The organism is Buttiauxella sp. (assembly GCF_035271705.1).
Taxonomy (GTDB): Bacteria; Pseudomonadota; Gammaproteobacteria; order Enterobacterales; family Enterobacteriaceae; genus Buttiauxella.
Genome location: NZ_DATERI010000034.1, coordinates 1 through 13,999, shown reverse-complemented (window position 1 = coordinate 13,999; position 13,999 = coordinate 1). Strand labels below are relative to the sequence as shown.

Sequence of the window (13,999 nt, the reverse complement as noted above, 5' to 3'; positions counted from 1 at the left end):
GCGGCCATATCGGTTGCGCTGTAGCCACCGGCCATCACGGTATCGACAAAACCCATTGAGGTTTGTGCAATTTGCGCGAGGATCACGGGTATCGCCAGTGCGAGAAGCTGGCGGGCTTCAACTATGTACTTCTGCATTTTTACACCTGAATATTTTTAGTTATTAGCAAGACAATAAAAGCGCCAGAAATGGCGGAAAAATAGGAATTGCAGGGGAATTAGCCTGACTATTGTAGCGGGAGAAAACGAATACGCCAGCCAAATAATGGTGGGGTAGCGCGGATAGCTGGCAAGCCTTTTTACCAACTGTTAAAGTGCTGAGTGATAATATTAATAGCATCCATTTAATTTCCAGGAGCTTTACGATGTTTACAGGTATTGTGCAGGGCACAGCAACCCTGGTCTCCATTGATGAGAAACCTAACTTCCGTACGCACGTTGTCGCCTTACCCGACGAGATGTTACCTGGCCTTGAAACCGGTGCGTCGGTTGCACACAACGGTTGTTGCCTGACGGTTACGGAAATCAATGGCAACCACGTCAGCTTTGATCTAATGAAAGAGACGTTGCGCATCACCAATCTTGGCGAATTAGTCGAGGGAGACAGTGTGAACGTCGAACGTGCCGCCAAATTTAATGATGAAATCGGCGGGCATCTTATGTCCGGTCATATTATGACTACGGCTGAAGTGTCTAAAATTCTCACCTCAGAAAATAACCGCCAGATCTGGTTTAAAATTCAGGACAAAACCTTGATGAAATATATCCTGCATAAAGGATATATCGGTATTGATGGTATTAGTTTGACCGTTGGCGAAGTGACCGCAACACGTTTCTGTGTGCATTTGATTCCGGAAACACTCCAGCGCACGACGCTGGGCAGCAAGAAACTGGGGAACCGCATTAATATTGAGATTGACCCGCAAACGCAGGCGATTGTTGATACGGTTGAACGGGTGCTTGCACAACGTGAAGCCACGTTGGAAGCGGCGTTACCCAAGGTTTAACCTGATACATAAGCGGGGGAATGACTTCACCCGCTTTTAATCTTAATCGATCAGGCAATCAATAAACTTCCTCGCACGACATCGCTGCTCTGGCGCTCTCCCAACAGTAATTCAACTGCCCGACAGGCAATGCTTTCAAGCGGGTATTTGATGGCCGGAATCGCGTTTGTCCCCGGCATTCGGCTGGAGCCGTCCAGACTGAATACCATCACCTGTTCCGGGACTTTTAATTGATACTGGTTGAGCATCATGACCGCTTCCTGCGCCTGGGTATCGTCGGTGACTAACAGTGCTGAAAATTTCACACCACGGTTAATCAGGCGTTGCAGTGCCATGCGTACGGATGACTCATCTTCAATGACTAACTGGCGGTTAAAAGGCACCACATGGTTGTGCAGGGCCTGGTGATAACCCTCAAGCGTCAACGCTGCCGCTTCACCGCTGGCAAAGTTAATTAACGCGATATGCCGCCGTTGCTGGTTACACAAATAGTGGACGGCGGTTTCTGCGGCAAAAACATGATCACACTGAATGCTGAAGTTGTGCGAAGCGCTCAGGCAATCAATCAACATGATATCGTCGGCAAGATTCGGAAGCGGGAAGCGCGCTCCCACTACAACCAACGCATCACACAAACCGTTAGATAGCTCGTGAGCCGCTTGTGCCACGCTGTCGTGGTCATTGGCGAAGCGCAGCAATAAATGCTTATGGTGCTGATTGAGCTGTTTTTCAAGCGCTTGCAGATAGCCGGTGGACTGCTGAATATGCTCAGTGGCACAAATAACCCCAATACAGTTTGTCGACTGGCTACTCAAGGATTGCGCAATAGCGTTGGGGGTGTAATTCAGAATGTCGGCTGCACGTAATACCGCCTGACGACTCTCTTCTTTGACGCCGCGACTGCCGCTTAAAACCCGCGAAACGGTGGCTTTTGAAACCTGCGCAAGACGTGCTACATCATTAATATTCGACATGTTCTGTTGGCTTAGTAAGGTGGATCAGCAAAGCGCTATCCACCAATTTTGCGTGTTTTGGCGGGGGCGCTTCGCTTACCCACCATACGATTCAGTTTGGTTAATTAAAGCCATTTTCTGCAGCGGTCGCTCGATACCATTCACCGCTTTTCTTGATGGTGCGCTGTTGAGTCTCGAGATTTAACGAGACAAAGCCGTAACGGTTTTTATAGGCATTACACCATGACCAGTTATCGATAAACGTCCACATATGATAACCGAGGCAGTTGCTGCCCTCGGTGATGCCTTTGTGTAGCCACTTCAGGTGGTCGCGCACAAAATCAATGCGGTAATCATCCTGAATCTGACCATTCTCATCGAAACGCTGTTCGTTTTCAACGCCCATGCCGTTCTCAGAAATATAGCAATTTGGGTTGCCGTAGTTCTCACGCAGGTTGGTGAGAATATCGTAGATCCCTTGCTCGTAGATTTCCCAGCCACGATATGGGTTCATTTTGCGGCCCGGCATTTCATAAGGCTCGAAGAACCACTCCGGCATGAATGGACTGTCAGGATTGACTAACGAGTCGCGGCATTTGATACGGCGCGGCTGGTAATAGTTAATCCCCAATAAATCGACGACACCCGCGGCAAGCAACGCTTTATCTTCCGGCTGACAGGTTGGCAGTTGACCATGTTCCTTCAACAGCGCCACCAGTTCTTGCGGATATTCGCCCCGCAGAGCAGGGTCGAGGAAGCTGCGGTTAAACATCAGATCAGCAATATTTGCCGCTTTCACATCCGCCGGGTTTTGTGAGCGTGGGTAAGATGGCGTGAGATTGAGGATAATACCAATCTCACCTCCGTCGTTACGCTCATGGTAGGCCTTCACGGCCAGCGAGTGCGCAATCATGGTGTGGTAAGCAACGGTGGCCGCACGTTTGAAATCCACCACGTTCGGGTAATGGAAATCATACAGATAGCCCCCTTCAACAGGCACAACCGGTTCGTTGAAGGTGAACCAATGTTTCACCCGATCGCCAAACAGCTCGAAGCAAACCGTGGCAAATTCAGCGTAAGCGGTGACAACGTCACGACTTTCCCAGCCACCTTGTTGCTGCATCACCATTGGCATATCAAAGTGGAACAAGTTGATAAAGGGTTTTATGCCTTGTGCCAGCAACTCGTCGATAACCTGATTGTAGAAGGTTACGGCTTCTTGATTTACCGCTCCGCGACCTTCAGGGATCAGTCTTGCCCAGGAAATTGAGGTACGGAAGGTATTGTGGTTTAGCGCCTTTAGCAGCGCGATATCTTCTTTCCAGTTTTTGTAGAATGTCGAAGTATCTGCGGGGCCTACGCCGTTATGGAAACGGGTCGGTTGCTCTTGATACCACTGATCCCAAATGGTGGCTGTTTTGCCAAAAGAGAGGGTTTCGCCTTCAGTTTGCGGTGCTGAACTGGCGCTGCCCCACCAAAAGTTATCAGGAAATACATATTTCATTTTCGTTCCTCATTTGACGTGCCTGCCAGCTAATTGGGCAGGCAAAAAATTTTAATTTGCCGCAACCGGCGTGCTGCTTTCCTGTTCATTGCGCTCTTCATCCTGTTTTAGCAGGGTGCGTTCGTAAGCCTTCAGGAATGGGTAATACATCACAGCCGACATGACCATACAAACCAGACACATGATTACGGGACTTACCGCCCAATTTGCCGCCCACGACGCACCAATCGGCGCAGGTGTTGTCCACGGTGTTAACGACACAACCTGTGCAACCCAACCTAATTTTGTCGCGGTCCAGGCCAGTGTTGCGTTAATCATCGGCACTAAAGTAAAGGGTAAGAAGAACAGCGGATTCATGATGATGGGTGTGCCGAACAGAATCGGTTCGTTGATATTAAAGAAGCTTGGCACCACGCCCATTTTCCCGATAGTGCGCAAGTGAATGGCACGGCTGCGTAGCAGCAGGAAGGCGAGCGGTAAAGTTGAACCGACGCCACCAATCAACAAATAGTGATCCCAGAAACCTTGCAGATAAATATGCGGCAGTACATTGCCTGCGGCCAGCGCCGTTTGGTTTGCAGAAAGGTTAGCCATCCAGAATGGGTTCATGATCCCGGTGACAATCAGTGCCCCATGAATACCGGCAAACCACAGGATCTGGCAGATAAACACCGAAATCAGAATCGCAGGCAGGGAGTCAGATGCGGAAACCAGTGGCGCAAGCAGATGCATGATCGCTTCCGGGATAATCATTCCGGTGGTGGATTCGATAAACAAATTCAGCGGGTGGAGCGTTGCCACAATCACGACAACGGGGATCAGGATTTCAAATGAACGCGCGACACCGGTGGGCACTTCTTTCGGCAAACGGATGGTGATGTTGTGGCGTTTGAGGAAGGCGTACATTTCGCTGGCATAAATGGCAGTCAGCAGGGAGGTAAAGATGCCCTGGCCCGAGAAATATTGCGTTGAAATTTGCCCGTCTTTATAGGGAGCGGCGACCAATAAAAAGGCCATAAAGGCCAGTAAGCCGGTCATTATCGGGTCGAGCTTATAGTGCTTCCCGAGGCTTGCGCCAATACCGACTGAAATAAAGAATGTCATCACACCCATGCTGAGGTTAAACGGCAACATCAGCTGTTCCCGGTAGGTGAGCGAGAATCTCAGCCACGAGCGCGCAAAGCCCCAGCTACTGTCTGGGGAGAACGGTGGGAAAATAAACACTAACAAGAAAGAACCGATAATCATAAACGGTAGGGCAGCGATAAAGCCGTCGCGGATGGCAATGACATGGCGCTGAGAGCCCATCGCTCCGGCCATGGGGGTGACTTTTTGCTCAATCACATTAACCATTTTTTGGTACATGCTCATGGCGATATCCTTGTTATTGTTTTGAAGTTGGCTAATTGTGAAACAGAATGGAAACCGGTTTCCATTGAAGAGATAGATAATTGTTACCGAGATCAAACTTGTGAAGAAAGTAGCACTGGAAACGTGAGCAACCCCACATTTTGTTAAGAAAATGCTACGGATGAGTCAGGAGAGCGACTAACCCGACAGCGTCGGGATAGTCGAGGAATCAACGGGGAACGCGTAAACCGTGTTCGACTCCACGGGTAAAAACGATTTGCCAGAGCTGAATATCGCGGGCGCGGAAGGCACCTGCACATGCATTGAGGTAATAACTAAACATGCGTTTGAATCTTTCTGAATAGTTATTAGCAATTTCCGGCCAAAAATTCTGGAATCTTTCATGCCAGGCCATTAACGTTTTGTCGTAGTCAGCACCAAAGTTATGCCAGTCCTCCATCACAAAATGGCCTTCGCTAGCATCTGCAATCTGGCGAACCGAAGGGACACAACCGTTCGGGAAGATATATTTATCTATCCACGGGTCGACGATCCTATCGGTTTTATTGGAGCCAATAGTATGCAGCAGGAAAATACCATCAGGTTTTAGATTGCGATCAGTGACATTAAAATAGGTGGCATAGTTTTTAGGTCCGACATGTTCAAACATGCCAACAGAAACAATACGGTCAAACTGCATATCCAGATCCCGATAGTCTTGCAGCAGTATGGTGACATCGAGTCCGAGACATCGTTGCTGGGCCATTTTTTGTTGCTCGGCAGAAATCGTTACGCCATGAACCACCGCGCCGTAATGACGTGCGGCATATTCGGCAAGGCCACCCCAGCCACATCCAATATCCAGCAATGTCATACCCGGTTCGAGGTTTAACTTATCGCAGATCATTTTTAACTTGGCATTCTGTGCATCGCTAAGGGTATTGGCGTCTTTCCAGTAGCCGCAGGAATATTGCATATGTTCATCGAGCATACGGCTAAACAAATCATTGCCGAGATCATAATGCTCTTTGCCAACAATCCAGGCGCGTTTTTTAGATTGCAGGTTGAGAATGCGGGCGGCGGTAACGCGGAGCGTGTCTTTTAAATGGTGAGGGAGTTGGTGTTCAAGTCCGGCGCGAATGGCGTTATGGAAAAAAATATCCAGTCGTTCGCAATCCCACCATCCATCCATATAGCTTTCGCCCAGCCCCAGGGTGCCCTCTTGCAGGACGCGTTTATAAAAATCGGGGTGCTTAACCTGAAGATCGAAAGGCCGCGAGCCATTAATTTCCACACCGGCCTGCGTGAGCATTTCACTCACGATTCGATACCATGGGTTGTTTTTTATACTGGCTTCTTCTATGCACGATGAACTCATAGCTTCTCCATCACCAATGTGTGAGGAACCTTAAAACAGCGTAGACACTATTTTAGGCATGTGAGAAATATCACGGTAAATTCCGCGAGCCTGATATCCGACGTAGAACAGAGAAAGGGCGAGAGCCCATGAAAATAGCTTCATAAAACAACAAACGGGAGCACAAGGCTCCCGTTAAAACGTCTTTATTATTGCACTGACGGTTGAGCCGTAAATAAGTATAGGCTCGCCCAATCGCTGATTCAATAAAATATCGTTAGCATGCTAACTAGATGGCTGTCATGCAATCTTAACGATTAATGTGCATCAGATTCAGCCACTTGCCAAACTTCGGCGTTTTTACTGCGTTGCAGTAAGTAGCCCGACATCGCCACCACAATCGTTATTAACATCACGCTGGTGGTGGTCAACAGTGGTGTCGCAACTAACCATGACACCATTAAGCTTGCGAGGAAGCATAACCCTAATTGTAGGGTATTTTGCAGTGCAGCGGCTTTACCCGTAGCTTGCGGGAACGGCAGCAGGGCAGATGCCACCACGATAGGATAAATTGCCCCGTTAGCCATTGCCATAACACAGAATGGAATCAGCAACAAAGTGAGGTTAGCTTGCCCGCTCATGGCTACGGCCCAGGTCGCGAATGTGCTCAAAGTATAAAGCGCCAGTAACCACGGCAGCATCTGTTTACCTTGCCATTTTTGCATGGCGCTACGGCAACCGTAACCCCCTATCAAGAACGCAATGGTTTGTGGGACATAACTTAGGCCGATAGCTTCAGGGCTGTAACCCATATCGTTAAGAATGAAAGGTGACCCCGTCAGCCACGCAAAGAAACTGGCGGAGCAGGCAGCATAAATCAATACGTTACCGCTATAGATGCGAGAGCTCAGTAATGACATGAAACTCACTCGATTGTCTGCAGTTTGCGGATGATGTTGTGTGCGTGGTTTCAGACGCAAAATCGGGATCATCAGCACCAGAGTGATGACAAACAAGGTGGTGAAAATCGCCCGCCAGTCAAAGTGACTCAAAATCCAACTACCCAGCAGCGGTGCCAGTGCCGGAGACAAGCCAACCAGCGGCATAATGGTTGCGAAGATACGACTTGCGCGACTCGCCGGATAGTAATCGGTAACCAGAGCCTGCCAACTGACTGCGGCAGAACAGACGCCGACCGCCTGAACAAAACGCAGCACCAATAGCGCGGTGGCACTTTCGACCCACAACATGCCGATACAACCGATGGCGAACAGGCTTAAACCTGCCAGCAATACTGGTTTGCGACCGAAATGGTCTGACAGCGGTCCCCATATTAACTGGGCTATCGCAAATCCCGCGAGGAACAAACTCAGGCTTGCACTGACGGCGGAAGCATCGGTCTGTAAATCTTGCCCAATGGCTGCGAAAGCAGGCAGATACATGTCTGTGGCAAGGAACCCCAGCACACTTAATCCGGCCAGCCAGATAAGAAATCCTTTTGAAGGTTGCATCATTTTCTCTTTATTTATCTTGCAGGTTAATCGCTGCGGGAGTGTACGGAGTGCAATTACACTTGTGAAACGCTAATATTTGTATGTTGCGTTCAAAAAATTTGTGAGCAAAGAAATGTGGTCAGAATACTCGCTGGAAGTCATCGATGCGGTAGCGCGCAATGGGAGCTTTAGCGGTGCAGCACAAGAGTTGCACCGCGTTCCGTCTGCCATTAGCTATACGGTGCGGCAACTGGAAAACTGGTTAGCTGTGCCGCTATTCGAACGGCGCCATCGGGATGTTGAATTAACTCCCGCGGGCCTCTTTTTTCTGAAAGAAGGCCGGTCTGTTATCAAAAAAATGATGACGACACGGCAACAGTGCCAACAAATTGCAAACGGTTGGCGCGGACACTTGGCCATTGCGGTCGATAACGTGGTTAAACCGGAGCGAACGCGGCAACTGGTACTGGATTTCTACCGCCATTTCCCGGATATCGAACTGCATATCTTTCAGGAAGTGTTTAATGGCGTGTGGGATGCGCTGGCGGACGGCCGTGTAGAAGTGGCGATTGGGGCGACCCAGGCGATACCGGTCGGGGGGCGCTTTGCTTTCCGCGATATGGGAACGTTGAGCTGGTGTTGTGTGGCGGCAGCATCCCACCCACTGGCACAGCGCGGCGGGACGTTAAGTGATGATGACCTGCGTGAATGGCCGTCGTTAGTACTCGAAGATACGTCACGTTCATTACCGAAACGTATTACCTGGCTGTTAGATAACCAACGCCGTGTCGTTGTGCCTGATTGGGAGTACGGTTCGGATTGTTTGAGCGCGGGTTTATGTGTTGGGATGGTACCGTTGCATATCGCCAGGCCGTGGCTGGCATCCGGTCAATGGAGTGAACTCACTCTGGATAATCCATACCCTGACGCAGCATGCTGCCTGACATGGCAGCAAAATGACGCCTCTCCTGCATTGAGTTGGCTGTTAGATTATCTTGGGGACAGTGAGACGATGAATCAGGAATGGTTGCAGGAGCCGATGTAAATACCCCTTTCATCTTTCAAGATGCAGATGCGTTGGGGACACTCGTTCACCCAACAAATGTGCCGGGAGCAGATTTGAATGCTGTTACCAGCACCCCGAAGGGTGAGGCCCACGGATGGGCCGAATAATCACTTGCTTATGTAAGCTCATCGGGATTAACGAGAGACGCCTGTCTCTCGCCGGAGGCTGGTCAAATTCGTTCCCGTCGAATCTGTCGCTCGTCTGCCGCCTTCCTGCCTCTTGAAATCTATTGGGAATGCTATCTTTTATCGGCGGTAATCGCGGAATGGACCATCAGCCACTGAGCGGCGTTCAATGAGACGCGGATGGACTTCAATCGACTGGGATTCTTCCCGTTTATTGACGATTCTATCCAATAGCATGTTAAACGCCGTTTCCCCCAGCGAATCTTTCGGCTGGTGGATGGTGGTCAATGCCGGTGAGAAGAAACGCGCGTTACGCACGTTGTCGTAACCGATAATGGAAATATCCTGCGGAACACGCAAACCCATTTCATCTGCGGCACAAATTGCGCCCATCGCCATGATGTCGCCGCCACAGAACACCGCGGTAGGGCGAGGAGACTGTCCGAGAATTTGTTGCATGGCGCGATAGCCGGATTCAGGTTCAAAATCACCCTGAATAATCCAGTTTTCCGGGATAGCGATACCCGCTTCTTCCAGCGCTTTCATAAAGCCTGCGTGGCGACCGCCCCCGGTGTTACGTTCCAATTGCCCAGGGATAGCACCAATTTCGCGATGGCCGCGTTCAATCAAATAACGTCCCGCCAGGTAGCCACCGTGGAAAGCGTTATCGACCACGGAGTCCGTGAAATCAGCACGCGCTTCGCCCCAGTCCATTACCACCATTGGAATGTGGCGGTACTCTTCAAGCACACTTAGCAAGGCGTCTGGATATTCTGAGCACATCACCATCAGTCCATCGACACGCTTTTGCGCCATCATCGATAAGTAAGCACGCTGTTTTTCAAAGCTATTATGTGCGTTAGCCAAAATCAGGGTATAGCCTTTTTCAAAGCAGCTATTTTCTACCGCTTCGATGATCTCGGCGAAATAAGGTGCTTCGCTGGAAGTGGCAAGCAGACCAATCGTTTTGGTGTGATTAACTTTCAGGCTACGTGCTACGGCGCTTGGCGAGTAGTGCAATTCTTTAATTGCTGCCCATACCGCGTTGCGTGTTTCTTCTGCCACAAAACGGGTCTTGTTAATCACATGTGATACGGTTGTAGTGGAAACGTTTGCGCGCTTCGCCACGTCCTTGATTGTCGCCATTAAATTTCACTCCGGGCTATATCGTAAACCCTTGATTGCTAGTGTGTTAAACGTTTGCGTACGCAGACTCCAGATGCAACATAATGGTTGCGGGTATGCCGGGATTGCACATAAAACGAGAGGAGGGCATTGAATTGACGATACGCAATAAATTAGCGAGGGATTTTGGCCTATCCAGGAGGAAAGTGGAAGAGGGAAAATTGATATCAGGTTAAAACCAGGAGGATTTTTATCTCTGGTTGTGGGAAAATCATGCTGACACACCCTTTGTAAGGTAATAAAAGGAGTTTGCTGATGAATACCGATCTGAAATTTTCAATTACAACTACAGTTATCGTTCTGACTTTGATTGTTTTCGGTGCACTCGCTGCCGTCCTGCACTGATTAAGATGGGCCGCTCATCGCGGCCCATTTACTTTAGCATTAAGCTGCAAGATTCTTCGCAACAAACGCCCAGTTCACCAGCGCCCAGAAATGCTCAAGGTAGTTAGGACGAGCATTGCGGTAGTCGATGTAGTACGCATGTTCCCACACATCTACAGTCAACAGTGGTTTAGCCGCCGTCGTCAGTGGTGTGCCTGCGTTAGAGGTAGAAACAATCGCTAACGTACCCTCTTCTTGTTCAACCAACCAGGTCCAGCCTGCGCCAAAGTTCTTGATAGCGGCATCAGTAAACAGTTGTTTGAACTCAGCGAAACTCCCGAAGGATTTGTTGATGGCTTCCAGAAGCTCGCCAGTTGGCTCGCCGCCAGCATTGGGTGCCAGGCAGTTCCAGTAGAAAGTATGGTTCCAGACCTGAGCTGCGTTGTTAAATACGCCACCTTCGGAAGTGCGAACGATCTCTTCGAGAGTTTGGCCTTCAAACGCGGTGCCCTTAACCAGGTTGTTCAGGTTAGTGACATAGGTTTGATGGTGTTTGCCGTAATGGTATTCCAGGGTTTCGGCGGAGATATGCGGTGCTAAAGCATCTTTTGCATACGGTAGTGCAGGTAGTTCGAACGACATTGCTAACTCCTTATTACCCGTCATATTTCGAGCCACTTCTTTGTTGGCTGCGTTCATTCACCCAAATCACTGACGTGAGTCAGCTCATTGGGACTCATTTTCTTGCCGCCGCGATGCGACTCGAATTATTTTGGGTATCTATTGTTAAATAAACACATTTTGTGCGGGTTTAGGGTAACAAATTGAAAGGATAAGCAAAAGAAGAACTCTCCTGCCCATTCACGGGCAGGAGAAGGTATTAACGAATGGTTTTTGATGTCATGACGCGTTTAGCGCCAACATAGTGGCGTTGCCAGTAGTCTTCGCTCAACGAGGTGATTTGAATATCTTGCCCAGAACGCGGTGACTGGATGAATTTTCCGTTCCCGACGTAAACACCGACGTGATCCGCCGTGCCACGGCCTTGGGTGCGGAAGAACACCAGGTCACCCGTTTCCAGCTCACGACGATCTACCGATGAGGCATCACGCAGGTGATACATTTCGTTTGCGGTACGCGGAATACGGAACTTCACGAGATCTTTATAGGCGAAATAAACCAGACCACTGCAATCGAAACCCGTACGGGGTGACGTGCCACCCCAGCGATACGGTTTGCCGATTTGGCCCATTAATTTGTTCAACGCCGTTTTCTGTGCTTTCTGCACCCGGACTTTATGGGCTGCCGCAATCGTCGTGGGTTGCTCTGACTGGACTTTCACACAACGCGCTTTGTGACCCTTACGCGGTTTACTGCATTTTTCAGTGAAAGTAACAGGCTGGATTTTTGCGAGCTGCGAGGATTTTTTGCGGTCATTTTTGGCAAGATTTTTCGTTTTTGCACTGCTGGCGTTGTTAGCGGTTTTACTCTTCGAGGCAGTGGTTTCTTTTTTCTTGCTGGCTGTTTTTGAGGTGGTACTGGTTTTCTTGCTGGCGGTAGTGGTTTTATTTTTACTCGTACTGCTCTTTTCTATGCTCTTCGTTGTGCTTTTCACAACATGCGCTTTGTGCGCAGCCACGGGACGTGCGTGCTCAGACGCTTGCGTCAATGGTGTATACGGCAAGGTAAATAGTAGAGCACAGAGCGTGATTGATATTTTTGTTATCCGCGCCACTCGACAATCCCCTGGTTAGAATGAAAGCACAATGAATACCATCATGCCCGTGTATGATTTTGCAAACCCGCCGATTCTAATCTATAAGACGGACTAAAGTTAATAACCTTTTTCTATTCATCTTACTGTTTCGTTACCGGATGCAAAAAAAATCACCAAACTTAAGGTGATAAGGTGATTTATTGATCAGGGATAGGGTTAATTCCTGATTTGCAGATACGGGAAAAGTGTTATTCTTGAGACATGTTATCCCTCGCGCGCAGCAGTACACAGAAACCCTGCAAAAAATGGTGTTTTCTGGAGCGGGTATCGATCGCTACAATGGCAGGCTACTGCCGAGACTTGGTTTGAGGAAGCAAGCAATGAGCACTATTGAAAAAATCCAACAACAGATTACTGAGAACCCAATCCTGCTTTATATGAAAGGTTCTCCGAAACTGCCTAGCTGTGGTTTCTCCGCCCAGGCTGTGCAGGCGCTGTCTGCCTGTGGTGAGCGTTTCGCTTACGTTGATATTTTGCAGAACCCGGACATCCGTGCTGAGCTGCCAAAATACGCAAACTGGCCGACCTTCCCGCAACTGTGGGTTGATGGCGAGCTGGTTGGCGGTTGTGACATCATCATTGAGATGTATCAGCGTGGTGAATTGCAGGCGTTAATTAAAGAATCGGCTGCTAAGCATAAATCTGAAGAGCCAGACGCAGAGTAATTGAGTTTACTTTATATACCCTAAATAATTCGAGTTGCAGCCAACACCCCTGCAACTTGGAGTATGACGGGTAGAAAAGGGGAGGGCAGATTAAACTGTTCTCCCCTTTTTATTGCGGTCATCAGCTCAAATAAAGTCCATCATAATAGTTGCCGTGGCTTTAAAATCACCGGTTGTAGGCTCACCGCCGGATTTCAATAAAAACACATCGATAGGGATCTCTTTGCTGATAGGGTCAACAGTGTACTTATTACCAAATTCCCACTCCAGCGGATTACTGCCATCCATATATATCGGGCTGCCATTATTTTCACTGTTTTTAGCGGAACTGGCCGCTACATTAATGCCGATGGCCACATTTGTGGCGGCATTGGTCGTTTGGGTATTTCCCAGTAACAAACCATTTTCAAGCGTCGTCGTCGCATTGGTGATATAAGTTTTCACTTTGTTCACGCCGTAGCAATCTTTCATATACAGGGTTAAGGGTTTCTTTACTGTCGTCGTGCGGTTATTGGTCACTTTTGAGAGATTTTGATCACCAAAATCGACAATGCCGTTGTCGGACAAAGAATAATTGCAGGATGCTATTATTTTTATCTCCTCAGGGGGTATTGTATTTAAAGTTACACGGTTAGTAACAATATTCCCACCCGTATCGTTCGCATCAGACCAATCAAAGATTGTCTGGCCTGCTGTTGACGAAATACTTGTCCCTTCTGGCACCCCTCTAAATTCATTATTAGCAATAAATCCAGCATTGACTGTAGGTTTTATATCTGCTGTAGAAGAAAGTGTGTCAGTTCCTTCTACAGCAGAGGGAAGGCGATAATAGCCTGAATCCCGAAATTGATAATAATAGAACAGGCCAGGAATATTGGTTGCAAAAAGACTGACATCGCCATTGAGTTCGTCCGGCCTTGGTGAAGCTCCAATGATAGCACTTTCTTTAATCGTGGCGTAAATATTTGAACTGGTTATTTTCGTTATTTGTTTTGTTTTTTCCTGGCGTTTTCCCCATTCATCACAATTTACAACAAAGGCATAGGTTTCGTTAGTGATCCCAGCGGTTACTTGTTGTGGGAACTGATAGTATTGCCCGCTGGCCACATTGACTATCTGGCTGGCATCAATCGTTATATTCGCTATTTGTGCCCATTGATCCTGATATACGTTGACAAATTCACATTTTGTATC

General features: G+C 48.6%; 13 protein-coding genes and 1 pseudogene. 4 read left to right on the top strand and 10 right to left on the bottom strand.

All coding sequences use genetic code 11. From position 1 onward, the window contains the following. Positions 1-137: pseudogene (locus tag VJY99_RS02560) on the bottom strand (MATE family efflux transporter); the annotation flags it as partial. 227 nt (positions 138-364) lie between these two features. On the opposite strand from VJY99_RS02560, the gene VJY99_RS02555 reads away from it, so the two are divergent. Beyond that, positions 365-1,006, top strand: coding sequence for a riboflavin synthase subunit alpha (locus VJY99_RS02555; protein WP_324116044.1), 642 nt, complete (start codon positions 365-367; stop codon positions 1,004-1,006). A 50-nt stretch (positions 1,007-1,056) separates the two neighbouring features. Here VJY99_RS02555 and VJY99_RS02550 read toward each other — a convergent pair whose 3' ends face one another. The 5 genes from VJY99_RS02550 to punC all read right to left on the bottom strand — a co-directional run bounded on the left by VJY99_RS02550 (position 1,057) and on the right by punC (position 7,681). Continuing rightward, positions 1,057-1,980 (bottom strand): LacI family DNA-binding transcriptional regulator, encoded by a 924-nt coding sequence (locus VJY99_RS02550; RefSeq protein ID WP_324116042.1) that lies wholly within the window; start codon positions 1,978-1,980, stop codon positions 1,057-1,059. Between the two features lie 100 nt (positions 1,981-2,080). Then, positions 2,081-3,463, bottom strand: coding sequence for a glycoside hydrolase family 1 protein (locus tag VJY99_RS02545; RefSeq protein ID WP_324116040.1), 1,383 nt, complete (start codon positions 3,461-3,463; stop codon positions 2,081-2,083). 51 nt (positions 3,464-3,514) lie between these two features. Further along, the gene (locus VJY99_RS02540; RefSeq protein ID WP_324116038.1) at positions 3,515-4,834 is read right to left on the bottom strand and encodes a PTS sugar transporter subunit IIC; all 1,320 of its coding nucleotides are present in this window, start codon (positions 4,832-4,834) and stop codon (positions 3,515-3,517) included. Positions 4,835-5,042: 208 nt separating this feature from the next. Beyond that, positions 5,043-6,191, bottom strand: coding sequence for a cyclopropane fatty acyl phospholipid synthase (cfa, locus tag VJY99_RS02535; protein WP_324116036.1), 1,149 nt, complete (start codon positions 6,189-6,191; stop codon positions 5,043-5,045). Positions 6,192-6,487: 296 nt separating this feature from the next. After that, positions 6,488-7,681, bottom strand: a complete 1,194-nt coding sequence (punC, locus tag VJY99_RS02530) for a purine nucleoside transporter PunC (RefSeq protein WP_324116034.1) — start codon at positions 7,679-7,681, stop codon at positions 6,488-6,490. 115 nt (positions 7,682-7,796) lie between these two features. Between punC and punR the strand changes: the two genes are divergently transcribed. Beyond that, positions 7,797-8,708, top strand: coding sequence for a DNA-binding transcriptional activator PunR (gene punR / locus VJY99_RS02525; protein ID WP_324116031.1), 912 nt, complete (start codon positions 7,797-7,799; stop codon positions 8,706-8,708). A 266-nt stretch (positions 8,709-8,974) separates the two neighbouring features. On the opposite strand, the gene purR is transcribed toward punR, so the two are convergent. Continuing rightward, the gene (purR, locus tag VJY99_RS02520) at positions 8,975-10,000 is read right to left on the bottom strand and encodes an HTH-type transcriptional repressor PurR (RefSeq protein ID WP_324116029.1); all 1,026 of its coding nucleotides are present in this window, start codon (positions 9,998-10,000) and stop codon (positions 8,975-8,977) included. A 294-nt stretch (positions 10,001-10,294) separates the two neighbouring features. Here purR and VJY99_RS19640 point away from each other — a divergent pair, with 294 nt between their 5' ends. Further along, positions 10,295-10,384, top strand: coding sequence for a YnhF family membrane protein (locus tag VJY99_RS19640; RefSeq protein WP_414641562.1), 90 nt, complete (start codon positions 10,295-10,297; stop codon positions 10,382-10,384). A gap of 39 nt (positions 10,385-10,423) precedes the next feature. Here VJY99_RS19640 and sodB read toward each other — a convergent pair whose 3' ends face one another. After that, a complete protein-coding gene (gene sodB, locus VJY99_RS02515; protein ID WP_324116027.1) occupies positions 10,424-11,005 on the bottom strand; it encodes a superoxide dismutase [Fe] in 582 nt (193 codons plus the stop codon). Between the two features lie 238 nt (positions 11,006-11,243). Continuing rightward, complete coding sequence (locus VJY99_RS02510; RefSeq protein ID WP_324116025.1) at positions 11,244-12,098, bottom strand: C40 family peptidase; 855 nt, start codon at positions 12,096-12,098, stop codon at positions 11,244-11,246. A 362-nt stretch (positions 12,099-12,460) separates the two neighbouring features. On the opposite strand from VJY99_RS02510, the gene VJY99_RS02505 reads away from it, so the two are divergent. Further along, positions 12,461-12,805, top strand: a complete 345-nt coding sequence (locus VJY99_RS02505) for a Grx4 family monothiol glutaredoxin (RefSeq protein ID WP_064511765.1) — start codon at positions 12,461-12,463, stop codon at positions 12,803-12,805. Positions 12,806-12,931: 126 nt separating this feature from the next. Here VJY99_RS02505 and VJY99_RS02500 read toward each other — a convergent pair. Beyond that, on the bottom strand, positions 12,932-13,999 hold a 1,068-nt coding region (locus VJY99_RS02500; protein WP_324116023.1), incomplete at its 5' end, for a fimbrial protein.

What these genes read in the sequence shown, in the direction of transcription:
- VJY99_RS02555 (WP_324116044.1), top strand. Translation starts at nt 365, where the DNA reads ATGTTTACAGGTATTGTGCAGGGCACAGCAACCCTGGTCTCCATTGAT.
- VJY99_RS02550 (WP_324116042.1), bottom strand. Translation starts at nt 1,980, where the DNA reads ATGTCGAATATTAATGATGTAGCACGTCTTGCGCAGGTTTCAAAAGCC.
- VJY99_RS02545 (WP_324116040.1), bottom strand. Translation starts at nt 3,463, where the DNA reads ATGAAATATGTATTTCCTGATAACTTTTGGTGGGGCAGCGCCAGTTCA.
- VJY99_RS02540 (WP_324116038.1), bottom strand. Translation starts at nt 4,834, where the DNA reads ATGAGCATGTACCAAAAAATGGTTAATGTGATTGAGCAAAAAGTCACC.
- cfa (WP_324116036.1), bottom strand. Translation starts at nt 6,191, where the DNA reads ATGAGTTCATCGTGCATAGAAGAAGCCAGTATAAAAAACAACCCATGG.
- punC (WP_324116034.1), bottom strand. Translation starts at nt 7,681, where the DNA reads ATGCAACCTTCAAAAGGATTTCTTATCTGGCTGGCCGGATTAAGTGTG.
- punR (WP_324116031.1), top strand. Translation starts at nt 7,797, where the DNA reads ATGTGGTCAGAATACTCGCTGGAAGTCATCGATGCGGTAGCGCGCAAT.
- purR (WP_324116029.1), bottom strand. Translation starts at nt 10,000, where the DNA reads ATGGCGACAATCAAGGACGTGGCGAAGCGCGCAAACGTTTCCACTACA.
- VJY99_RS19640 (WP_414641562.1), top strand. Translation starts at nt 10,295, where the DNA reads ATGAATACCGATCTGAAATTTTCAATTACAACTACAGTTATCGTTCTG.
- sodB (WP_324116027.1), bottom strand. Translation starts at nt 11,005, where the DNA reads ATGTCGTTCGAACTACCTGCACTACCGTATGCAAAAGATGCTTTAGCA.
- VJY99_RS02505 (WP_064511765.1), top strand. Translation starts at nt 12,461, where the DNA reads ATGAGCACTATTGAAAAAATCCAACAACAGATTACTGAGAACCCAATC.